This is a genomic window from Paenibacillus sp. A14 (assembly GCF_036864815.1).
GTDB classification, from domain to species: domain Bacteria; phylum Bacillota; class Bacilli; order Paenibacillales; family Paenibacillaceae; genus Fontibacillus; species Fontibacillus sanfengchensis.
The window spans coordinates 1-21,545 of sequence record NZ_JBAGJD010000011.1 but is presented as its reverse complement, the minus strand read 5'-3'; the positions used below and the strand labels follow the sequence as shown (position 1 = coordinate 21,545).

General features: G+C 50.1%; 17 protein-coding genes, 11 tRNA genes and 2 rRNA genes. 2 read left to right on the top strand and 28 right to left on the bottom strand.

Features of this window, described 5'->3' with window-relative positions; genetic code table 11:
* Nucleotides 1-8: 8 nt before the first annotated feature.
* The 7 genes from V4U88_RS22195 to V4U88_RS22165 form a co-directional block, all read right to left on the bottom strand.
* Nucleotides 9-1,415, bottom strand: a complete 1,407-nt coding sequence (locus tag V4U88_RS22195) for an aspartate ammonia-lyase (protein ID WP_334075507.1) — start codon at nucleotides 1,413-1,415, stop codon at nucleotides 9-11.
* A gap of 22 nt (nucleotides 1,416-1,437) precedes the next feature.
* On the bottom strand, nucleotides 1,438-2,478 hold the full coding sequence (gene moaA, locus V4U88_RS22190) for a GTP 3',8-cyclase MoaA (protein ID WP_416367287.1): 1,041 nt from the start codon (nucleotides 2,476-2,478) through the stop codon (nucleotides 1,438-1,440).
* A 26-nt stretch (nucleotides 2,479-2,504) separates the two neighbouring features.
* Complete coding sequence (locus tag V4U88_RS22185) at nucleotides 2,505-3,089, bottom strand: 4Fe-4S dicluster domain-containing protein (RefSeq protein WP_334075430.1); 585 nt, start codon at nucleotides 3,087-3,089, stop codon at nucleotides 2,505-2,507.
* Nucleotides 3,086-4,483 carry a [FeFe] hydrogenase, group A gene (locus V4U88_RS22180; protein ID WP_334075429.1) on the bottom strand — a complete coding sequence of 466 codons (1,398 nt, stop codon included), beginning with the start codon at nucleotides 4,481-4,483 and terminating at the stop codon, nucleotides 3,086-3,088. Before V4U88_RS22180 ends, V4U88_RS22185 begins: the two co-directional genes overlap by 4 nt.
* A gap of 32 nt (nucleotides 4,484-4,515) precedes the next feature.
* Nucleotides 4,516-5,106 (bottom strand): 4Fe-4S dicluster domain-containing protein, encoded by a 591-nt coding sequence (locus V4U88_RS22175; RefSeq protein WP_334075428.1) that lies wholly within the window; start codon nucleotides 5,104-5,106, stop codon nucleotides 4,516-4,518.
* Complete coding sequence (gene fdhF / locus V4U88_RS22170) at nucleotides 5,103-7,247, bottom strand: formate dehydrogenase subunit alpha (protein ID WP_334075427.1); 2,145 nt, start codon at nucleotides 7,245-7,247, stop codon at nucleotides 5,103-5,105. The genes V4U88_RS22175 and fdhF overlap by 4 nt, the downstream gene beginning before the upstream one ends.
* Before the next feature lie 133 nt (nucleotides 7,248-7,380).
* Complete coding sequence (locus V4U88_RS22165; protein ID WP_334075426.1) at nucleotides 7,381-7,731, bottom strand: Na-translocating system protein MpsC family protein; 351 nt, start codon at nucleotides 7,729-7,731, stop codon at nucleotides 7,381-7,383.
* A 350-nt stretch (nucleotides 7,732-8,081) separates the two neighbouring features.
* On the opposite strand from V4U88_RS22165, the gene V4U88_RS22160 reads away from it, so the two are divergent.
* Nucleotides 8,082-8,261: a DUF3006 domain-containing protein gene (locus V4U88_RS22160; RefSeq protein WP_334075506.1), complete on the top strand. Its 180-nt coding sequence runs from the start codon at nucleotides 8,082-8,084 to the stop codon at nucleotides 8,259-8,261.
* 185 nt (nucleotides 8,262-8,446) lie between these two features.
* On the opposite strand, the gene V4U88_RS27075 is transcribed toward V4U88_RS22160, so the two are convergent.
* Nucleotides 8,447-8,683 (bottom strand): IS3 family transposase, encoded by a 237-nt coding sequence (locus tag V4U88_RS27075; RefSeq protein WP_416367286.1) that lies wholly within the window; start codon nucleotides 8,681-8,683, stop codon nucleotides 8,447-8,449.
* Here V4U88_RS27075 and V4U88_RS22155 point away from each other — a divergent pair.
* Nucleotides 8,573-8,887, top strand: a complete 315-nt coding sequence (locus tag V4U88_RS22155) for a hypothetical protein (protein ID WP_334075425.1) — start codon at nucleotides 8,573-8,575, stop codon at nucleotides 8,885-8,887. The genes V4U88_RS27075 and V4U88_RS22155 overlap by 111 nt on opposite strands.
* A gap of 73 nt (nucleotides 8,888-8,960) precedes the next feature.
* On the opposite strand, the gene glmS is transcribed toward V4U88_RS22155, so the two are convergent.
* The 20 genes from glmS to V4U88_RS22055 all read right to left on the bottom strand — a co-directional run.
* Entirely contained in the window at nucleotides 8,961-10,793 is a 1,833-nt protein-coding gene (gene glmS, locus V4U88_RS22150) for a glutamine--fructose-6-phosphate transaminase (isomerizing) (RefSeq protein WP_334075424.1), read from the bottom strand.
* 659 nt (nucleotides 10,794-11,452) lie between these two features.
* Nucleotides 11,453-12,817 (bottom strand): phosphoglucosamine mutase, encoded by a 1,365-nt coding sequence (gene glmM, locus V4U88_RS22145; RefSeq protein WP_334075423.1) that lies wholly within the window; start codon nucleotides 12,815-12,817, stop codon nucleotides 11,453-11,455.
* Between the two features lie 127 nt (nucleotides 12,818-12,944).
* A complete protein-coding gene (locus V4U88_RS22140; protein ID WP_334075422.1) occupies nucleotides 12,945-14,426 on the bottom strand; it encodes a CdaR family protein in 1,482 nt (493 codons plus the stop codon).
* Nucleotides 14,426-15,250: a diadenylate cyclase CdaA gene (gene cdaA, locus V4U88_RS22135; protein ID WP_334075421.1), complete on the bottom strand. Its 825-nt coding sequence runs from the start codon at nucleotides 15,248-15,250 to the stop codon at nucleotides 14,426-14,428. The genes V4U88_RS22140 and cdaA overlap by 1 nt, the downstream gene beginning before the upstream one ends.
* A gap of 239 nt (nucleotides 15,251-15,489) precedes the next feature.
* Entirely contained in the window at nucleotides 15,490-16,107 is a 618-nt protein-coding gene (locus V4U88_RS22130) for a zf-HC2 domain-containing protein (RefSeq protein WP_334075420.1), read from the bottom strand.
* Between the two features lie 136 nt (nucleotides 16,108-16,243).
* Nucleotides 16,244-16,819 (bottom strand): RNA polymerase sigma factor SigW, encoded by a 576-nt coding sequence (gene sigW, locus V4U88_RS22125; protein WP_211373383.1) that lies wholly within the window; start codon nucleotides 16,817-16,819, stop codon nucleotides 16,244-16,246.
* A gap of 257 nt (nucleotides 16,820-17,076) precedes the next feature.
* The gene (gene ppc / locus V4U88_RS22120) at nucleotides 17,077-19,872 is read right to left on the bottom strand and encodes a phosphoenolpyruvate carboxylase (RefSeq protein WP_334075419.1); all 2,796 of its coding nucleotides are present in this window, start codon (nucleotides 19,870-19,872) and stop codon (nucleotides 17,077-17,079) included.
* Nucleotides 19,873-20,202: 330 nt separating this feature from the next.
* A tRNA-Gly gene (locus tag V4U88_RS22115) sits at nucleotides 20,203-20,276 on the bottom strand.
* 9 nt (nucleotides 20,277-20,285) lie between these two features.
* Nucleotides 20,286-20,362, bottom strand: a tRNA-Pro gene (locus V4U88_RS22110).
* Nucleotides 20,363-20,396: 34 nt separating this feature from the next.
* Nucleotides 20,397-20,473: transfer RNA gene (locus V4U88_RS22105), tRNA-Arg, on the bottom strand.
* A gap of 6 nt (nucleotides 20,474-20,479) precedes the next feature.
* Nucleotides 20,480-20,554, bottom strand: a tRNA-Gly gene (locus V4U88_RS22100).
* A gap of 5 nt (nucleotides 20,555-20,559) precedes the next feature.
* Nucleotides 20,560-20,643 (bottom strand) — tRNA-Leu (locus tag V4U88_RS22095).
* An 11-nt stretch (nucleotides 20,644-20,654) separates the two neighbouring features.
* A tRNA-Lys gene (locus V4U88_RS22090) sits at nucleotides 20,655-20,727 on the bottom strand.
* Nucleotides 20,728-20,748: 21 nt separating this feature from the next.
* Nucleotides 20,749-20,823, bottom strand: a tRNA-Gln gene (locus tag V4U88_RS22085).
* Nucleotides 20,824-20,832: 9 nt separating this feature from the next.
* A tRNA-Val gene (locus V4U88_RS22080) sits at nucleotides 20,833-20,908 on the bottom strand.
* 32 nt (nucleotides 20,909-20,940) lie between these two features.
* Nucleotides 20,941-21,015 (bottom strand) — tRNA-Glu (locus V4U88_RS22075).
* Between the two features lie 11 nt (nucleotides 21,016-21,026).
* Nucleotides 21,027-21,102, bottom strand: a tRNA-Thr gene (locus V4U88_RS22070).
* Nucleotides 21,103-21,105: 3 nt separating this feature from the next.
* Nucleotides 21,106-21,181, bottom strand: a tRNA-Asn gene (locus tag V4U88_RS22065).
* A gap of 9 nt (nucleotides 21,182-21,190) precedes the next feature.
* Nucleotides 21,191-21,307: ribosomal RNA gene (gene rrf, locus V4U88_RS22060) — 5S ribosomal RNA — on the bottom strand.
* 114 nt (nucleotides 21,308-21,421) lie between these two features.
* Nucleotides 21,422-21,545 (bottom strand): 23S ribosomal RNA (locus V4U88_RS22055); the annotation flags it as partial.

The window sequence follows — 21,545 nt, the reverse complement described above, 5'->3', positions numbered from 1 at the left end:
TAGAACCTTTATAAATCACTTGATCTTCCAGGGATGCCTGGTTTGGTAACCTCCAGCGGGTGCAGAATGGCATCGATCTGCTTTTTCGTCATCAGTCCTTGTTCCAGCAAAATCTCTTTTAACGGCCGGTCCGAGGCCACCGCAGACGTAGCCAGTTCAGCTGCGGCGTCATAACCCAGATACGTCACCGCTGCGGCAGCCATGACGCCGGAGCGTTCCAAATGCTCGAGACAATGCGCAGTATCGACTTTCAACCCACGCACGCATCGCTCATGAAAGAGCCGTACAGCCTCAGTAAGAATTTCAAGAGATTCAAGTAGAGATTCTGCGATTAAAGGGGCAAAGGCATTCAGCTCCAGCTGTCCGCTGGCCGCCGCTAAAGTGACTGCTGTATCATTGGAGATCACCTTCATAGCGACTGACCCGGCCATCTCTGCGATGACCGGGTTCATTTTACCGGGCAGGATCGAAGAACCTACCTGCATAGGGGGCAGGATGTATTCTGCAATTCCGCCGGAGGGCCCGGCATTAAGCAGCCGGAAATCGCCGGATATCTTCAGCAAGTTCACCGCAGCAGCTTTGAGCAAACCTGAAACTTCCACAAATACATCCATATTCTGTGTGCCATCCATCGGAAAATCGCTGCGGCACAGCCCCATTCCGGATAGTTCCCGCAGCTCCTCTGCAATGGCATAAATATAAGCAAGGGGGGCATTCATTCCTGTGCCCACTGCCGTTCCTCCAAGGTTAATCTCCCGAAGCCGTTCCTCCGCCTTGTACAGCCGCCACCTGTCCCGTGCAACCGCTTTGGCATAAGCACCAAAGCTTTGTCCGGCCATGATGGGCAGTGCGTCCATGAGTTCCGTCCGTCCTAACCTTAACACATCGGCGTATTCCCGCTCCTTCTCCTGCAATGCCTCCTGAAGAGAGGCAAACTCTTCACTAAGCGAGCGAAGCAACGGAATCATCGCAATTCGCATGGCAGTGGGATACACGTCATTGGTAGATTGATAGAGATTCACATGATCTATTGGATGGATCAGCCGGTAATCCCCCTTATGTCCACCAAGTTTCTCGATGGCCAGATTGGCTATCACCTCGTTAACGTTCATGTTCGTACTCGTTCCCGCTCCGCCCTGATACGCATCCACAATAAAGTGTTTATCCATCTGGCCTTGCAGAATTTCATCGCAAGCGGATAAAATACTCGATGCCACCTGCTCGGAAATAGCCCCTTGCTTGCCATTTACTTTGGCTGCCGCTTTCTTCACCATTACAATGGCCCGCGTGATCCGCGGATTCACCGGCCGACCGCTGACCGCAAAATTATCCCGCGCCCTTACCGCGTGAATTCCATAATAAGCCCCACTAGGAACCGTTTCACTCCCTAGAGCATCCGATTCCACCCGAAACATTGGATCGTCGTTCAATTGTTTTTCACCCCCCAATTTGAGACATCAGGCGCATTGTGGCCTTCAAGGGTGGCTTGGTACCCGGTTGGTCCATCATTATATGCTGACCAGGTTTGGCTTCCAAGGCGCGCAGAAACAATTGCTTCAGCAGCTCTGATTGAGCGATGTAAGGCCGGATATACAGCTCTTCGTTCCAGAAGAGACACGGCTTAACGTGACCGTTTGCTGTAATACGCAGCCGGTTACATGAATTACAAAAATGCTGGCTGACCGGATGAATCAAGCCAAATTGCCCTGCCGCACCTTGGATGCGAAAATAAAGGGCCGGGCCGGAATCTGCTGCTTTTTCAATCGGCTCATCAGTTGTCCTACCCGAGTCTGGACCTGCTTCAAGACTAAAACCAGCCTTGACACAGCGCTCCAGTATTCCATCCAAAGGCATATATTCCGCTTCCCATCCGTTGATATCATGACCCATGGGCATATATTCAATAAAGCGGACGTGCAGCGGATATTTCTGAGTCAGCTGCAGAAAGGATTCAATTTCATCATCGTTTACACCTTTCATCAAGACCATATTCAGCTTCAGTATCTCGAAGCCAGCCTTAAAACCAGCTGCTAAAGCATGCAACACCTTGCTGACATCGCCGCCCCCAGTGATTCTGGAATAGCGTTCTGGAATTAGAGAATCCAGGCTGACGTTGAGATCTGTAAGCCCGGCATCATGTAGCTTCTGTACTTTGGGAGCGAGCAGCAGTCCATTCGTGGTCAGACCGACACGTTCAATCCCGGAGATAGCCCTTAACCTGGCAACCAATTCTTCCAGGTTCGGACGCATCAACGGTTCTCCTCCGGTAAGACGCACCTTGGTTACCCCCATCTCAGCGAGTACACTTACAATCCGTTCAATTTCGTCAAAGGTAAGCGGGTTACCCTCCACAGCCTTTTCTACTCTGCCCGGATTGCAGTACTGACAGCCCAAGTTGCAGCGCTCAGTAACGGAGATACGTACATAATTATGTAAACGACCAAAGTGATCGACCAAGATCTCGGACAAACGCTCCACCTTGCTTTCTGCGTATAGTGACTGAATCAGAGGCGCGAAAAACCGCCGAATTGCTGTAATGACTGGGCACTGGCCAGTCTTTTCCGGGAAATGGAATCCTCAATCTGGCTTGGAACGATGAATTGGAGTGCATTTGTGGGGCATACCCGCACACATTCCGGACCCTTGCCGCTGTCTTCACACAAATCACATTTGTTCGCCACAATTCTCTCCTTGCGGCTCCATGAACCCGCTGTATTGGAACAAAGCCCGGATTGAAGCTGCTTTTGGCCACCTTTATGTGCCGGAACCATTGTAATCGCCCCATAAGGACATACCAGCATACAGGTCTTGCAACCAATGCAGCTATCCTGGTTGATGAAAATGCTATTTTCTTTGTTCGTAATAGACCCGTTCGGACACACATTGGCACAAGGAGCATCCTCGCAATGTCTGCACTGCACCGGTGCGGTAACTTCATCAGTCTCGACGACAGTCAGCCTTGGATAGAAGTCAGCCCCGCTCTCTTCCTGAAGGAACATATTATTCCCGGCATGTGCTACTACGCAGGCCACTTCACAAGTATGACAACCTATACATTTATCGGGATCGGCAATGACAAATCGGTTCATGACATCTCCTCCTTAAGACTTCTGTCAACAAATTTGGTATGCAGCAAATGATGTGAAGTATGGCCTAACGGTTCACCTAAGAAGTCCTTATACAATTTGATAATATCTGGATTCTCATGAGATTTGCGGACCTTCTGATGAGAGTCGTGGCGGTAAACGGCGCTCTTTCTGGCCTGATAAGCAATTTTCCGTTGCGTTTCCAACAGGAGCTTGGGCTGTCCGCCGCCGCTGACACAGCCTTCGGGACAAGCCATCACTTCAATGAAATGATACGGGCAGGTGCCCTCTGCAACTTTTGCCAAAACAGCATCCACATATTTCAGTCCTGCAACTACTGCCACTTTAAGCTCCAATTCGCCAATCTGAACTTCTGCCGTCCGGATGCCTTCCTCTCCCCTGACAAAATCCAATTGCAGATTGGGAATCTGCTCATGGGTGATCAGTTCATACCCCGTTCGTATCGCAGCTTCCATCACACCGCCTGTGACGCCGAAGATTGAGCCCGCTCCTGAGTATTTGCCCAGCGGTGAATCAAACGGCTCGTCGGGAAGATGAATGAAATCGATGCCTTGATCCTTGATTAAGCTGGCCAGTTCCCTTGTAGTAATAACTACATCCACTTCACGGCAACCATCCACATTCATTTCTTCTCTGCTGCATTCAAATTTTTTACAGGTACAGGGCATAACCGCGACGCTGAAAATATCCGAAGGTGCAATTCCATCCAGCTCCGCTCCGTAGGTCTTGAATAAGGCTCCGGCCATTTGCATCGGGGACTTGCAGCTGGACAAATGCTCCAGCAGCTCCGGTGCGACCGTCTCAGCATGCTTCACCCAGGCCGGACAGCAGGAGGTGAACATGGGCAGCCGCTCTCCTGACATCACTCTGCCAATCAGCTCTGAGCCTTCTTCCATAATCGTCAAATCCGCAGCAAAATTCGTATCATAAATCCGGTCAAACTTCAGCCGTCTCAGTGCCGCCGCCATTTTCCCCGGGGTTAAAGTGCCGAAGGGCAGCCCAAACTCCTCCGCCAGAGATACCCGGATCGCAGGGGCGCACTGCACCACCTTGAACCGTTTCGGATCAGCCAAAACAGCTTTAACCCTCTGGATATCGCCTGACGAATAAGCAGCGAACAAAGGCTCACTCACGTTGGGGAGCTGCCCTCTTTCCTGTAACTTTACCGCCCGTGAGGCTGCCGTCAACTCGTTGTCCGCAGCATAAGCGGTACAAATCTGCACACACTGTCCGCAAACGACGCAGCGATGAGCATCAATCGTCTGCGGTTGGCCCGGTTCGCCGATAATGGCGTCTACAGGACATACAGCCGCGCAACGTCTACAGCCGGTGCATAATTGCTCGTCAATATGAATGATTGGATCCTTATACGACATAGCGCAACCTTCTTTTCTGAATTGAAGTGGTATTACAGTCGCATAGCCGCAGCTGTCCGCGACCTGGATACACTGGTATCCGGATAAACCAGTGACAGTGCCTCTACCGGACAGACCTCTACACAAGCCGGAACGTTTCCCAAAGCTCCATCCCTTTGGTCCCTGGTCCGGCATAAGTCACATTTATAAGCGATCACTTTGGCGCTATGTACCATCGCATTATGCTGCCGCTCCTTCAGGTGAATCTGCGGGACTACCTTGCCGTTGCTGAATGCTTTGTTCAGACTGATAGCTCCAAACGGACAAGCCATAGCACAGCCTTTGCAGCCTATGCAGCTCTCTTCATGAATAACTATCGTCCCCTCCACCCGCCGAATCGCCTGAACCGGACAAGCTTCCGCACAGGGCGCATTTTCGCACTGGCGGCATTGGACCGGCAATGTGAAGCTCTCTGTTCGAACGACATGCAGGCGGGGAATAACCGGTACCGTAACGGTACCCACCGCCGCCCCAACCCCATTGTGATCGTTATGAACCGCGAAACATGCCAGTTCACACGCCTTGCAGCCTATACATTTGCCCGCTTCGGCAATGACAAACGGATTCGGCTGTACATTATTCATACCGGTCTCGCCTCCACATGCATCTGCGCTCTGAGCGCTTCATATTCCTGCTGAACCTGTTGTTCCGCACGCAGCTGATCTGCAATTTTCTCGATACGGATCGCACAATACTTGTATTCCGGGGTTTTGGATACCGGGTCCAGATAGTCACCCGTCAGCTCATTGCAGGCCCCAATCCAGAAATGGTAGGTCATATAGGTGGCCCCGGTTTTTACACGGTTGCTGATCTGTGCCCGGGCTAATACTCTGCCCCGGCGGGATACCACATGTACAAGCTGGCCGTCTTCAATCCCTAAGCTTGACCCGTCCTCCGGACTCATTTGGATAAAACCAGGTTCATCCGACAGTTGACTGAGGGCACGGCAGTTGCCGGTCATCGTCCGAACTGAATAATGCCCTACCTCACGCACGGTGGACAAGGACAACGGATATTCCTGATCCGGCTGCTCCAGCGGTGCCCTCCATTCGCAGGCAAACAGCTGTCCTTTACCGCTGGAAGTGGTAAACCGGTTACCCTCATATAAATACGGTGTGCCCGGATGGTCTTCAGACGGACATGGCCACTGAACACTGCCCTGCTCTTCCATCTTCCGATAACTGGCTCCGGCAAACGATGGGGAGAGCCCCCTCATCTCATCCCATATTTCTTCCGTATTCCGGTAGGACATCGGGTAGCCCATCGCTGTGGCAAGCTCGCTGATAATTTGCCAATCGGGTTTCACTTCACCCGGCGGCTCGATCGCCTTTCTAATCCGCTGGAATCCACGGTCGGCTGAAGAGTAGACCCCGTCATGCTCACCCCAGGAGGTGGCCGGCAAAATCACATCGGCATGCAGGGCCGTCTTGTTCATGAAGATGTCCTGGACAATTACAAATTCTAATTTATCCAGTGTCTCTCTCACTTCTGAAGCATTCGGATCGCTCTGCACCGGATCTTCGCCAAAAATATAATAGGCTTTCACCTTGTCTTCCTTTAGAACGAGATGAGGAATCTCGGTAATCCGATACCCGACTTTGCGGGGCAAAGCCACTCCCCAGGCCTTTTCAAATTTTTTGCGGATCTTGTCATCCGTAACAGACTGGTACCCCGGGTAGACATTTGGCAATGCCCCCATATCGCAGGAACCCTGTACATTATTTTGGCCGCGGACCGGACCAATCCCGACGCCAGGTCTGCCTAAGTTACCGGTCAGAAGCGCCAGTGAAGCCAGGCCCTTTACAACGTCCACGGCTTGGGCAAATTGACATACCCCCATACCGTACAGGATCATCGCCTTGTTCGCACTCGCATATTGCCTCATTACTTTGCGGATTTCAGCCGCTTGCACACCTGTAATGCTCTCCGCATATTCAGGTGTATATTTCTGTACAGTGGCTTTATATTCCGCAAAACCTTCCACATATTTCTCAACATACTGCTTGTCGTATAACTCCTCAGCAATTAACACATGACCAAAGGCATTGACAAGCGCCATGTTCGTGCCGCCTTTAAGGGGCAGCCAAGTATCTGCAATACGGGCCGACTCCGTCTTGCGGGGATCGGTTACGATGATCGTTGCGCCCTTCTGCTTCGCACTCACAATTCTTCTCGCCACAATGGGATGGGTAACCGCTGCATTGTATCCAAAAATAAACAACAGATCCGTGTCCTCAATTTCAGGAATTGAATTGGACATTGCGCCATCCCCAAGCGAATAGGTAAGCCCTGCTACGGACGGCCCGTGACATACCCTAGCGCAATGGTCAACATTATTGGTTCCGATAACAGCGCGCATAAATTTTTGCATGACATAATTGGCTTCATTTCCCGGGCCACGGGCTGAACCGGTTCCCATGATTGCATCCGGTCCGTACTTTTCCTTGATTGCTGTTAGTTTCTCGGCCGTATACTGAATAGCTTCGTCCCAAGATACCTCTACCAGTGACCCTGCTTTACGAATCATCGGCTTGCGGATTCGGGCGGTAAGAATCTGCGGATCATTCAGAAAATCCCATCCATAATGACCTTTCAGGCATAGGTTCCCTTCGTTCGTTCTTCCATCCGCTGGTTCAGCGCCTACGATTTTCCCCTCCTCAACTATTAAATTCATCTGACAACCACTTCCACAATACGGACATACAGTCAGCACTTTATTCTCCATAGTTCCTCACCTCTACTTGTGATTTTTTGCACAATTATAGCAACAAAAAAATAAGCCAATACAAGGTATAATCAGAAATACACAATGTACTGGCTTATTAAAAAGCTAAGGAGCAAACGTCCATTCTCTCTAATCAAACCGATTTATTCAATTGAATAATAATTGCCCTATCCCCTGGATTCGGGTCTTCGATCTTCCAGGTATATGTAAACGGGCTGCCAAGCGTTTCTACGATTTCTGCCATAAACTCTCTCTCCAAATAAGGCTTCAGCACCTTCCAGTATTCTGTAACTAAATGTACTGCACCTTCTTTGAGCAAAATTTCAGATAAACTGGAGAGAATTCCACGAATCTCTATAATGATTAAGGAGTCATCCTCCATCCTAACCTTTACATTCTCCGGACCTTTTCCGCGATAATGCTTCACAATCTTAACGGCAAGTCTTCGCACCTTCTCCTGGCATTCAAAAACAGTCTCAGACATCACTACATCCCAGCCTTAACATCCCTATTATGGTAATTTATTTAATTAATTACATGTTAAGCCTACCCAATAAAGATTGTCAAACCACAAAAAAGGTCAAATCCTTTCATTTCAACGTGATTTCATCCACTTCTTACATGATATCCGTAAATTCCTAAAATGCTTGTTCAATCTAACGATATTTAAAAAAGAGCAGCAGAGTTCTAAATTCCGCTTTTCCTTCCGGGTTCAGACCTTTACTGCTCTTTGCTAGCTACCTTATCTAAGTTCTACACATTGTAACCATATTTAATTGAATGAGGGGGCCAAAGAAATGCGGAAGGGCATAATTGATCGCTTCGAAGGTGAATATGCTGTTATTGAGATTGACCGAAAAAACCGAAGATATCCTGAAGTCAGAGTTACCTGCAGAGGTTAAGGCCGGTGATTCTCTTATATTCCAAAAGAACAAGATCACGATTGATAATGAGGATACAAAGTCACGTAAAGAAGAAATCAGCGAATTAATGGAGGAGCTATTCGAAGATTAATTTTATTGCCCCCCGGTGAAAATCCGGGGCATTTTTTATGTAGTTACCTGACTCACATCGTCGATCTATTCAAAAATAGTCATACCCCATTTGGTTCTTGATTCGACATAGTTGTTTTTATCTGACCAGTATTACCTCTCAATCCGTACTCCTTGAAGCGGACTTAATGAAGTGTTTCCTCCTGTCTAATACTTTCTTTTCTCAGTGTATAGTTTATTTCTTTGGACGGAAAAGGGCGCAAATGAAAAAAGAGCAGCCTGAGTGCGGTATTCATACGGACTCAGGTTGTTTAGTTTCGTCTGGAAACGTGCATGGTTGTAAAAGCGAATGTATTGCTGGGCAGCATGCTTCACCTGCTTGGCAGAGTGAAAAGAGTGGAGATGGAAACACTCGGTTTTAAAATGGCTGAAAAAGTTCTCCATGGAGGCATTATCCCAGCAGTTTCCCTTTCTGGACATACTAGCCTTTATACCGTATCGCTTAAGCAATCTCGCTCAGGTTCCCTTGAGAAATTCCTATGCTTTTTGCAAATTGAACTTGGTTTAAATTGTTTTCTTTACGGATACATTTTATTTTATGGCCAATGTCATTCAACATTTTCACCACCAATTATAAAGTATGTATAATGTTTTTTTAGCATTTTAAAAGGGAGCCACGAATCGAACGCTCGGGCTCCCTGTCTTTTACGACTTCTAACGTTTACTCAACCGTCACGCTCTTCGCCAGGTTGCGCGGCTTGTCGACATCGTTGCCGCGGGCCAGGGAAGCGTAGTAAGCCAGAAGCTGCAGCGGCACGACGGACAGAGCCGGTGTCAACAGCGGCAGTGTCTTCGGAATGGCGAAGGCTTGATCGACGGATTTCAGCAAGCCGGCGACATGCTCTTCATGCGTAATTGCCATAACGTCGGCGCCGCGCGCCTTCACTTCCTTGATGTTGCTGACCATTTTTTCCAGGACGGATTCTTGGGTCGCCAGAGCGATGACCGGAATTCCCTCTTCAATCAGCGCCAGCGTACCATGTTTCAACTCACCGGCCGCATAAGCTTCGGAGTGAATGTAAGAGATCTCCTTCAGCTTGAGCGAACCCTCTTGCGCAACGGCAAAGTCCAGACCGCGGCCGATAAAGAACAGATGCTCATGCGTGGAAATTTGCTCGGCATAGGCTTTGATCGCATCCGAGTTCTCCAGCATGCTCTCCACTTGCTCAGGCAGTGCCTGCATAGCGGCAATCACATGGGCAATTTCCTCTTCGGTTTGCGTACCGCGTACTTGCGCCAGGTAAAGGCCGAACAGGTAGAATGCAATCAACTGGGAAGTATACGCTTTGGTCGAAGCCACGGCAATTTCCGGACCAGCCAGCGTTGCGATAACATCGTCCGCGTCGCGAGCGATCGAACTGCCGACCACGTTGGTGACGGCCAGAACATGAGCGCCGTTCGCATGAGCTTCACGGAGGGCAGCCAGTGTATCTGCCGTTTCACCGGATTGGCTCACGACGATAACCAGCGTTTCCGGCGTAATCAATGGCGAACGGTAGCGATATTCGGAAGCGACATCAAACGCCACCGGAATGCGAACCAGACGTTCGATAGCAGCTCCGCCAACGAGACCGGCATGATAAGCCGTACCGCACGCGATAACATGAATACTGTTGATGGAGCGGATTTTCTCATCGGACAGATTCAGACCAGGGAATACGACCTTGCGTCCGCTTTCGTCGATCCGGCCCAGCATCGTGTTCCGGTAAGCATTCGGCTGCTCGTGGATTTCCTTCAGCATGAAATGGTCATACCCGCCTTTTTCTGCAGTGACGGCATCCCAATCGACAGAAATCATTTCCCGAGAAATAAAATTCCCCTCAATGGTCATCAATTCGACAGCGTCTTCGGTCAATACGGCCATTTCCCCATCATTCAAAATATACACATTCCGCGTATAGTTCAGAATTGCCGGGATATCGGAACCGATAAAGTTCTCCCCTTCGCCCAGACCGATAATCAACGGGCTTGCTTGACGTACGGCTACCAGTTTATTCGGCTCGTACTCCGTTAATACGCCCAGAGCAAAAGCGCCGCGCATATAGCTGATCGCTTTCTGAACCGCTTTGACGATATCCCCCTCGTATTCGCGAGCCACGAGATGGGAAATGACTTCCGTATCCGTCTCCGAAACGAACTCATAACCTTGGGAAATCAGCTCTTCTTTCAGGTCCAGGTAGTTTTCGACAATGCCGTTATGCACGACCGAGAACTTCTGGCTATGGTCGGTATGCGGATGCGAATTGACATCCGACGGTTTGCCGTGCGTTGCCCAACGGGTATGACCGATTCCGGCCGTACCTACCAATGGAGCTCCTTCCAGCTTGGACTCGAGGTTAGCCAGGCGGCCGATCGATTTGGCAATTTGCAGTCCGTTCTGCGTAAACACCGCAATCCCCGCCGAATCATACCCGCGGTACTCCAGCTTCTTAAGTCCTTCCAGCAAAACCGTCTGCGTGTCTCTCTTCCCGATATATCCAACGATACCACACATAATATATATATCCTCCGTTTCATCTCACCCAAATTTTTTAGGGCAGGAGAAAACAAGCGGAGAGATAAGCGCGGCTCCACAGAGAAAGAACTATTCAATTTTTATGAAAAATCAGAAAAGTTACACGTAACAATGCCTACTTTCATGAATGTCCATGCTTCTCCGTTCACCGCGATATTTCCGCGTCTCCTGCAAACACTCATGAATAAACGACTCGATGGATCCAACTATGGATCCTAACATCGGCCCGTAAGGTTTGTGAGAACGGTCGCCCATTCCTTTTGCCCTTGCGGTCACGGTGCGATGCATCACCGGGAGGCCCCCGCCGAACAACTCGAACACCTCCACCTCGTCAGCTTCCCTTTGCCGATTCGCCCTGATTCCGGATTTCCCGCAGTTACAGGCAACTTGCCTACCTGCCGCTACCCGGAGAACGTTCTCGCGCGAAATGAAGCTCTGGCGCTTTTCACTTCCGACAACCTCACTGCCCTCACTTTCTTTTATTGAATATGCTTATTATATGCATCCTTGAGACATTTGGCAATGATCATGTTGTCCTGATCAACATGACCCGCCCTTTTCAGGCTTACCCAAAGAATAAGCCGCTGAAACTGGAAATTCCCAGTGCCAGCGGCTTATTTTTGAAATTATGCAAAAAGTCACAGAACAACCGATTCATCCTTATTGGACAGTTCCTTCTCCACCACGGAAGCGATATGGGCCACGAGCTGCTCGAGCTCCGCCTTTTCAGGGCCTTCCGCCATGACGCGGATCAGCGACTCCGTACCGGATGGACGCACCAGAACACGGCCGTTGTCGCCAAGTTGCCGCTCCACGCTGGCAATGGCCTCTTCAATCGCCGTATTGCCCGCAAACCGGCTCTTATCCTGAACGCGCACATTAACGAGCACTTGCGGATACTGTCTCATTACTTTTTTCAGCTCGCTAAGCGGTTTTCCGGCCGCCTTCATCGTGTCCACCAATTGAATCGCCGTGAGAATGCCATCGCCCGTCGTATTGTAATCCAGGAAGATCACGTGGCCGGACTGCTCTCCCCCGAGGTTATAGCCGCCACGGATCATTTCAGCCATGACATAACGGTCGCCGACAGCTGTCTGCTGCGTATTCAGCGCCAGCTTGGCCGTCGCCTTATAGAAACCGAAATTGCTCATCACTGTGGATACGATGGTGCTGTCCTTCAGCTTGCCCGCCCGGTTCATGGCGTCGCCGCAAATGCAGAGGATATAGTCACCGTCGACTTCCTCTCCCTTTTCGTCAATCGCGATCAGACGGTCCGCATCCCCGTCAAAAGCGAGCCCCAAATCCGCTCCCAGCCGGATCACTTCCTCTTTGAGCTTCTCCGGATGCGTGGAGCCGCAATGGTCGTTGATATTCAAGCCGTTAGGCTCCGCCCCGATCGTATGGATTTCGGCGCCCAATTCCCGGAATAATTTCGGTGCCAATTCATAAGCTGCGCCGTTGGCGCAATCCAGCACGATTTTCAATCCTTCGAAGGAAGTGCTAATCGTGGTTTTCAGATGAGCCAGATATTTAAATTTAGAGTCATTATCTACCGTTACCGTACCCAATCCCCCACCGACCGGACGAGGAAGCTCGTCTACCTCTTTATCCATCAATTCTTCGATCCGCAATTCAGTCTCGTCGGAAAGCTTGAACCCGTCGCTGCCGAAGAACTTAATCCCGTTATCCTCTACCGGATTGTGCGAAGCCGAGATCATAACGCCGGCGTCCGCTTTCAGCAGTCTGGTCAGATATGCCACCGCAGGCGTTGTAACGACCCCCAGACGAATGACATCCGCGCCAATGGAAAGCAGCCCGGCGACCAGAGCGGATTCAAACATGACCCCGGAGATTCGGGTATCCATCCCGATAACGACTTTTGGCTTCGGCACCTGACCAGCCAGAACATAGCCCCCGCAGCGGCCGATTTGATAAGCCATCTCTGCGGTTAATTCCTTGTTTGCGATTCCTCTTACTCCATCCGTGCCAAAATACTTGCCCATGATTTCACTCCTTCGACATGTTCTGAAGCTTCGCCCGTTTCTGTTGTATAGCGGCAGCTTCATGGTTTTTCTCTTCCCGCTGGTTCTTTATTTTCTGCCTGGTATTTCGGATTGACTTGCTCGAATTTTATGAGTCCGCTTCCGTTTTATCACCGTTTTCACTGTTCCCCGCACTTCCTGTACTTTCGGCATTCCCGGAGTTCCCCGCATTCCCGGCATTTCCGGTCTCACCGCTGCTTCCGCCGGTGCTGCCGGAAGAATTCCCCGCGTCGCCGCCCGAGCTGTTCTGCCCCGGCTGCTCCTCCGCTGGAGGCGGAATCTCCGGCGCCTCAGTCCCTGTGGATTTCTCTTCCTCCGGCACTGTCGTTGCAGGCTTCCCCTTCGGCGACAGCTCAATTTTAGCCGTCAACGATTTCCCCGGTTCCGACAACTCCAAAAACTGCGGGAGCTTCACGATGACGGGAACCGTATGGACTCCCTGGCCCAGCCCGGATAGATCGGCTGTCGCCGTAAGATCCTCGGCACTCAGCTTACTCAGCAGTTCCTTCGCTCCATAAACCGTCAGCGAAACCTTCGCATTGGCCGGATGAAGGAACTTCTCCGTGAGTGTATCGTTCACGTTCAGCAAGGTGACCGGAACGTTCTCGATCAGCTTCTGCCCGGCAGGTTCAATTTTGACGGTGATCTCAACAGAGCTCGGCTCGATTTTCTCAAAACCGTCTGGAGGAGTCAAGTCCACCTTGTACCTGGTCTCCGTAGTGCCTTGAAATTGGCTCAAATCTACTGTGACCGGATAGGAAGAAATGCCCTCAAGCATTTCTTTCGACCCATAAATTGCAGCCCCTTCCACATTTGAATTCACACTGGCCAGGACATAGCCGTCGGGCAGCTTCCCGACTTCCCGAATCTCCAGAGGCACATTTTTGTAAAGCTTGTTAATCGGGACACTCACATCCACGGAGCCCGGCGATATTTCCGCGTTCTTCATGACCTGCCCCTGTTTATCATATGCAGTGAGCTTGACGCTTTTGCCTTTTAACGGGGCTGTAAGCCCGGTGATATCCACGGTTCCCTGCACCATTTGAAGCTCGCCGATTTCGCTTTCCGGCAGCGTCACCTGAACCGTACCGGCTCCCTCGACTAACGGAATGCCGGCCTGCACGCCTCCCCCCGGGCTCCCTTTGGTTACGATCGTCACCGGGACCTCTTTGGTTTCCTTGGCTTCAATCGTTACTTTTATAATGGAAGGCTCCATGGAAATCAGCTCAACTCCGGGAGGAAGTTCATGGGTCAATGGAAGGGTAATCGTCCCCGGTCCTATATTTTTCAAATTCAGCTTCACTTTATAATCAGAAAAATTGGTGGTTAAGTCCGTCCGCTTCCCGCTGACTTCCAGCCTGACTTTGTCCGGTTCCAGATCATAGAGTACATATTTATCACTGTCGAAGCCGGTCACCTGTATCTTCACATTATCGATCACCTTGGATTTGATCATAGTGGTGGGAGCAACCGGTGTTCCGCTATCGATATGAACCATAGCCCAAAGAATAACGCTGATAATAAGAGCGATCACTTTGGCAAAATTGTTATGGTTGATCCACTTATCCATTACTTCAAGCCCCCCTTCTTCTTCCAGAAGGGCTTGCGCTTTTCGTTCTGTCCCGAATTCGGGCCGAGCTCCTCATAAAGTTTGGAAATCAGCGATTCTTCATTAATATCTCTAACCACTTGTCCCTCTATCGCTAAAGAGATTTGCCCGGTTTCCTCAGACACTACGATTGAAATGCCGTCGCCCACTTCGCTGATCCCGATAGCCGCACGGTGTCTGGTCCCCAACTCTTTGCTGATAAACGGGTTTTCCGACAGGGGGAGGTAGCATGCCGCGGCCGCTATTCGGTGCCCCTGAATGATAACGGCTCCGTCATGGAGCGGCGTATTCGGGATAAAAATATTGATCAAGAGCTCGGAGGAGATCATCGATTGCATTTTTATACCTGATTCGGTGTATTCGTTCAGTCCCGTGTTACGCTCAAATACAATTAATGCCCCGATTTTTCTACGGGATAAAAAGTTTATTGCCTTAATGACCTCACCGATTTGCTTGCCGAATTCCTCCTCATCCGCGGTGCTCCGGCCGAATAGTTTGCCCCGTCCCAGCTGTTCAAGAGCCCTTCTCAGCTCCGGCTGGAAAATGATAAAGATTGCCAGGACGCCAAACGTAAACATTTGATTCATGAGCCACTTCAACGTATACAAATCAAACCAGGTGCTTACCGCCCAAATGACCACAAGGACTAATATCCCTTTGAGCAGTTGAATCGCCCTGGTTCCCCTAACCAATAAAATCAAATGATATATTATATAGGTAACGATCAGGATATCGATAATGTCTTTGATGTAATCCTGCCACGTTAAGTTTGCAAAATAATCCATGGTGCAACCCCCAAAAAGTTTCCGTTTGACGACCCGTCGAAAAAGAAACGTTTATGTACATCCCTTTGTTACCTCGTCTTTATATGTTCCCCTTAACTTCTAGGTTATAACGTTCCCCAAGCAGATGCAAGCACCCGAGAAAATTAGAATGATTCGTCACTACAAGAAATTTTTTCCTAAAGTTAAAAAAACAAACGGCCCCCCGTCCCTTAAGGGAGGCGCCGCTTGCGTCCTTACCGCTATTTGTAGGCGACTTCCGTAAACAGATTGGTAATTCTGTACCATATCCAGTCCAAAGCCTGGTCAATGCTCTTGACCTCTCCGGCAATATGTGCCGTAGAGGCCTGATAATAAGAACCGTCAATGACCGTTAAATTGCCCTGCACATCGCCGTAAATTTCCGCCTTCCCGTTCTCTACCGTCAGATTTCCCGCAATGGTTGAACCGCTCGGTACGGTAACCGTATCTCCGTTAATAATCACTTGATCCAGATCCGCAGTCTTCACAACTAACTGATCATCGCTATCCCATAAAGAAATCGCGCTGAAGAGCATCACTACCAGGAATATGGCCGCAGACGTCAAAGCCGGGTGCCGGCGTATCCAGCCGATCCAGGCCGCTTGCTTTCGCTGCTTCGGAATGTTCCCCATGATCCGGTCGACGAGTTCATCCGATGCGGAAACAGCGTTGTGTCTGAGGGTTGCAAACAACATCATATCGGTTTGCTCCAGCTCATGAAACCGTGCACTGCACGCCGAACAGCCTGATAGGTGTCCTTTCAGCTTCAGGGCCTGTTCCTGCGTTAAATCGTCGTCCAGATAATCATGTATCATGGAAGAGGCATGTTTGCAATCCATATCCGCCAATCCTTTCAGTTCAATCTATGGATAACCAATACTCTCTATTGGCATAGTCGTCCTATCTTACATTACGTTCGACCGAACAAAGCGTTTCATAAAAAAATCGCAACAATAGTTAAATTAAACGAGCCCCTCAGTTCATCTTGTGTTCAAGCTTCTTCCGTAAAAATTCGCGCCCGCGGTGAACTCTGGTTTTTACCGTTGTCACCGGCATGTCCAATACGTCCCCGATTTCCTGCAGCGACAGATCCTGCAAATACCGCAGCACGATGACCGACTTATATTTCGCGGGCAAGCCTTCAATCGCCTGATGAATCATCTGTTGCGTCTCGGAAAGCAAATACTCCGATTCCGGCGTTCTCTCGTCTCCGGGAATCAACGTATAGCCGTCCATCCCCTCCTGATCGTTGACCTCGGCGTCCAGATAGTAGCTGGGCTTTCTTTTGCGCAAGCGATCAATGCACAGGTTGGTTGCTATCCGATAAATCCATGTCGAGAATTTCTGTTTGTCGTCGTACCGATGAAAATTTTTGTAAACGCGAAGAAAAGCCTCCTGAACGATGTCCTCCGCTTCATGCCGATTGGACAACATCCGGTATGCCAAATGAAAAATCTTATCCTTATATAAATCAACGAGCTCGGCAAAAGCGCCCTGATCACCTTTACGGGCCAGCTTTACCAGTCTCGCTTCGAAATGGTCCACCACCATATGTTCCCCCAAATCCTTGGATGGGCGTATTCGGGACACTTGCTTATCCGGCCTTCCGTTTCCCGAGCCCTTTAACGTAACTCCGGCCGTCGGCACTTCATTCAAATGTTAATTCAACTCTATGTAAATTGCAATACTATTCCCGCATCTCGCCATTATCAAAATCATCGAAGATAAAAAAAGCAAGCCGTATCCTCTCCTATCGGAAAGGACCGGCTTGCCTGCTTTTAAATTCCCTCTAGTCGCCCTGGAGAGGATCAGCCCGTATTCCGGAGCCCTGCGGCGATTCCGTTAATGGTAAGGAGCACCTCGCGAAGCAATACCGGGTCATCCTGCCCCGCATCGCGAATGGCGCGCAGTTCAAGAAGCAGCTGTACTTGCAGATAACTTAGCGGGTCAACATAGGGATTCCGCTGTTTAATGGATTCCTGCAGCGCCGGGTTGTTGTCCAGAATTTCCGATACCGCGGTAATCTTTAGAATCATGTCCTTGGTAAGGAGGAATTCCTGTTCGATCTGCCCGAAAATCCGTTCCTTCGCCTCCGCATCGTTGCACATTTTGGCGTATTCCTTGGCAATGACCAGATCGGCCTTGATCAGGGCAAATTGCAACGTATCGATCAAGGATTTGAAGAACGTGGAATTTTGGTACATCTCCTGAAGCACCTTCAGGTTCTCTTCCTTGCCTTGATAGTAGTTAAATAAACCTGTTCCGGCAGCGTACCAGGCCGGGAACAAGTAGCGGCTTTGCGTCCAGGCGAAAACCCATGGGATAGCCCGTAAATCCTCAAAGCGGTCGCTATTCTTGCGTTTGGACGGTCTGGAGCCGATATTCAGTTCGCCGACTTCCCCAAGCGGTGTCGATTCTTTAAAGAATTTCAGGAAATCCGGCTCACGGAATACCAAATCCTGATATTTGTTCAGCGAGGTTTCCGAGATCCCGGCGATAATCGCGTCCCACTTATCCTCTTCCGGATGGTGGTCCGTATGCAGCTTGGCCTGAATCGCCGATGTAATCAGCGCCGATGTGGCCGTTTCGAGGCTGCGGTAGGCAATGCCTTTCAACGAATAACGGGAGGAGATCACTTCGCCCTGCTCGGTGATTTTGATACCTCCGCCGATCGTTTCGGGAGGTTGGACCAGAATACTGCGGTTTAGCGGCATTCCGCCGCGTCCTAGCGCACCGCCCCGGCCGTGGAAGAATTTCAGCTTCACGCCGAAATCTTTTGCCGCTGCCGTAATTTGCTTCAAAGCAACCCGAAGCTCCCAGTTCGCGGTCACTACGCCGCCGTCTTTGTTGCTGTCGGAGTAACCAAGCATAATTTCCTGCAAGTCATTCATAGCTGTTACGGATTGGCGATAGATCGGCATATTGAACAGTCGGCGCATAATACCTGGCGCTTCATGCAGATCGTCGATCGTTTCAAAGAGCGGGACGGATTGCAGCGTGCATACGACCGTGCCATCGGCTTCCTTGTGGAATAGTCCGACTTCCTTCGCGAATACCATAACCTCCAGAATATCGCTGGCCGCTTCGGCCATACTGATCAGGTAGCTTGTGATGCACTGCTTGCCGAACTCTCTTTGCGCCTCGAAAACCGTCCGATAAACATTCAAGCACTCCGTCGTGCTCTCGCTGTATTCCTGATAAGGGGAGGTCAACGGACGCGGATCGTTCAAAAGACGTTCCAGCAGTGCCACCTTCTCCTCTTCCCCCAGCTCCGCATAGTTGCTGACGATATTCATGTTTGCCAAAACTTCCGTCATGGCGTTCTCGTGTTCCTTGCTGTGCTGACGTATATCCAGGGTAGCGGTATGGAATCCGAACAGCTCCACCATACGGATCAACTTCTTGATGTGCGTATCCGCAACGTAATCCGCATAATGATGACGCAAGCTGCGGTCAATAATTTTCAGATCCTCAATTAATCCGTTCACATCGGCGTAACGTTCGGAAGTATTTTTCTTCGCCTCATCCAGCACGTTGTGAAGCTTCTCCGTCATGTAGGTAAGTTTGATGCGATACGGTTCCTTCTCATTGTTCCATTGCGGCGTTTTCTTCAGCGTGACTTGCAGTCGGTCTCTTTGAATCGAAGCAAGCAACTCATCCGTTACGTCCACGATGGAAGTGCTGAAGCTGAGGTATTTGAACAGTTCCGACAGTTGACCTTGATACTCGCGGATCGCAAGCTTACGCTGCATTTTCAGCGTCTCCCAGGTTACGTTCGCCGTTACAGAAGGGTTACCGTCCCGGTCCCCGCCGATCCACGAGCCGAACCGCAGGTACGTAGGTACGTGCCACAAGTGCTCCGGATAGTACTTCGAAAGGCAGCGTTCCAGTTCCTGATAAACCTCGGGCAAGACATGAAATAAAGTTTCGTGAAAATAGTACATCCCATTTCGCACTTCATCAAGCACGGTCGGTTTACGATCACGCAGCTCGTCGGTTTGCCAAAGGGTGATGACTTCGTTCAATAGCTTCTCCCTAAGCTGCTCGCGCTCGCGGAACGTCAGTGTCGGGTTATCGAGCTGCATCACATCGTCGGCAATCCGCTTATGAATATCCAAGATCGCACGGCGCATCGCTTCCGTGGGGTGAGCTGTCATGACGAGCTCCAGGGACATGCTCTCCAAAATTTCCTGCGCCTCACTAAATGAAAAGCCCTGCTCTTTCAAGTCTCTCACCGCGGCTTCGATGGATCCGGTTTGTACCGCTTCGCCCGCGGAACGCTCATAATCCCGTTTCCGACGAATCCGGTGATTCTGTTCAGCAATATTAACCAATTGAAAATAAATGGCGAATGCTCGGATTACTTGGTGTCGGATTTCCGGCTCGAGGGAATTGATCATTCCCTTGAACTCTTCGTGGAGTTCCGGCAAAAATACGGCACGCAATGATTTACTGGCTTCACGAATCTTCTCGACAATATCCAAGAGTTCATTGCCGCCCTGATGAACCAGGACCTCTCCTAGAATATTGCCCAAAAAACGTATATCGCGCCGAAGAAGGTTATTGGTGTTTGTTTTGCCGGCTGCTACCGTTAATTCCGTCATATTTCTCCCCCATTTCATCCCTATTCCGTCTCTAAAAGCTTTCCTACCATAATACAATAAACTTCCCTGAAAATCTTCACTTTATTTGTAAGGAATTTAAAGGAAAGCGGAAGAGCCTTGACGAGTACATGCCGCAGCTCCAATTGAAGTAATCCCCAGAAGAAGACGCTTGGCGTCCTGCTCGGCGAAATGGATAGGTAACATTAAGTTAACTGCGAGTGATAACCCTCTAATTACCCTAACACGGTGAAGCAATAAAATGCAAGATTAAAAAAAACCTCCGGTTATAACAAAAAACATCATCGACCGGATGATGTTACTGTCATAAAATGGAGCGGGTGATGGGAATCGAACCCACGCTACCAGCTTGGAAGGCTGGAGTTCTACCATTGAACTACACCCGCACCTTATAATGGTCGGGACGACACGATTCGAACATGCGACCCCCTGGTCCCAAACCAGGTGCTCTACCAAGCTGAGCTACGTCCCGAAATAAGATGGTTATCCATTATGAAATTGAAAAGTGGCGCGCCCTAAGAGATTCGAACTCCTGACCTTTTGATTCGTAGTCAAACGCTCTATCCAGCTGAGCTAAGGGCGCATAATATGGAGCGGACGACGGGAATCGAACCCGCGACCCTCGCCTTGGCAAGGCGATGCTCTACCGCTGAGCCACGTCCGCATTAATGGTGCGCGTGGAGGGACTTGAACCCCCACGTCAAAGACGCTAGATCCTAAGTCTAGTGCGTCTGCCAATTCCGCCACACGCGCATTTCAAAAAGTGAGCCATGAAGGACTCGAACCTTCGACACCCTGATTAAAAGTCAGGTGCTCTACCAACTGAGCTAATGGCTCATACAATCACAAGAAAAAAGATGGCTGGGGATATAGGATTCGAACCTATGGATGACGGAGTCAAAGTCCGTTGCCTTACCGCTTGGCTAATCCCCATTAACAATATGGTGGAGGCTGAGGGGATCGAACCCCCGACCCTCTGCTTGTAAGGCAGATGCTCTCCCAGCTGAGCTAAGCCTCCATATGTATTTGAAGCTTTTATTAAATGAAGGGTGGTGACCCGTAGGGGATTCGAACCCCTGTTACCTCCGTGAAAGGGAGGTGTCTTAACCCCTTGACCAACGGGCCAGTCAAGAAAATGGAGCTCTCAACCGGGATCGAACCGGTGACCTCATCCTTACCATGGATGCACTCTACCTACTGAGCTATGAGAGCAAATGGCTCCCCGAACAGGACTCGAACCTGTGACAACTCGATTAACAGTCGAGTGCTCTACCAACTGAGCTATCAGGGAATAAAGTTCGCTTGGCAACGTCCTACTCTCCCAGGACCCTTCGGTCCAAGTACCATCGGCGCTGGAGGGCTTAACGGTCGTGTTCGGGATGGGTACGCGTGGAACCCCTCCGCCATCGCCACCAAACGTGTTCAGATGTTTGATCACCTGAAAACTGGATACGAAACGTGCTTTGCGTTTTAGTCTCCTCAAGTGCTCAGATCGGCTTGTTCAGCCTGACGCCACTTTTTGGAGTTGTTTTTGGATAAGCCCTCGACCGATTAGTACCTGTCAGCTCCATGCATTGCTGCACTTCCACCCCAGGCCTATCAACCTCGTCGTCTTCAAGGGGTCTTACTAATTGGGAAATCTCATCTTGAGGGGG

Excerpts from the sequence above, each read along its gene's own strand:
- V4U88_RS22195 (WP_334075507.1), bottom strand. The coding sequence starts at position 1,415 with ATGTTTCGGGTGGAATCGGATGCTCTAGGGAGTGAAACGGTTCCTAGT.
- V4U88_RS22185 (WP_334075430.1), bottom strand. The coding sequence starts at position 3,089 with ATGAACCGATTTGTCATTGCCGATCCCGATAAATGTATAGGTTGTCAT.
- V4U88_RS22180 (WP_334075429.1), bottom strand. The coding sequence starts at position 4,483 with ATGTCGTATAAGGATCCAATCATTCATATTGACGAGCAATTATGCACC.
- V4U88_RS22175 (WP_334075428.1), bottom strand. The coding sequence starts at position 5,106 with ATGAATAATGTACAGCCGAATCCGTTTGTCATTGCCGAAGCGGGCAAA.
- fdhF (WP_334075427.1), bottom strand. The coding sequence starts at position 7,247 with ATGGAGAATAAAGTGCTGACTGTATGTCCGTATTGTGGAAGTGGTTGT.
- V4U88_RS22165 (WP_334075426.1), bottom strand. The coding sequence starts at position 7,731 with ATGTCTGAGACTGTTTTTGAATGCCAGGAGAAGGTGCGAAGACTTGCC.
- V4U88_RS22160 (WP_334075506.1), top strand. The coding sequence starts at position 8,082 with ATGCTGTTATTGAGATTGACCGAAAAAACCGAAGATATCCTGAAGTCA.
- V4U88_RS22155 (WP_334075425.1), top strand. The coding sequence starts at position 8,573 with ATGGTTGTAAAAGCGAATGTATTGCTGGGCAGCATGCTTCACCTGCTT.
- V4U88_RS27075 (WP_416367286.1), bottom strand. The coding sequence starts at position 8,683 with ATGGAGAACTTTTTCAGCCATTTTAAAACCGAGTGTTTCCATCTCCAC.
- glmS (WP_334075424.1), bottom strand. The coding sequence starts at position 10,793 with ATGTGTGGTATCGTTGGATATATCGGGAAGAGAGACACGCAGACGGTT.
- glmM (WP_334075423.1), bottom strand. The coding sequence starts at position 12,817 with ATGGGCAAGTATTTTGGCACGGATGGAGTAAGAGGAATCGCAAACAAG.
- V4U88_RS22140 (WP_334075422.1), bottom strand. The coding sequence starts at position 14,426 with ATGGATAAGTGGATCAACCATAACAATTTTGCCAAAGTGATCGCTCTT.
- cdaA (WP_334075421.1), bottom strand. The coding sequence starts at position 15,250 with ATGGATTATTTTGCAAACTTAACGTGGCAGGATTACATCAAAGACATT.
- V4U88_RS22130 (WP_334075420.1), bottom strand. The coding sequence starts at position 16,107 with ATGGATTGCAAACATGCCTCTTCCATGATACATGATTATCTGGACGAC.
- sigW (WP_211373383.1), bottom strand. The coding sequence starts at position 16,819 with ATGGTGGTGGACCATTTCGAAGCGAGACTGGTAAAGCTGGCCCGTAAA.
- ppc (WP_334075419.1), bottom strand. The coding sequence starts at position 19,872 with ATGACGGAATTAACGGTAGCAGCCGGCAAAACAAACACCAATAACCTT.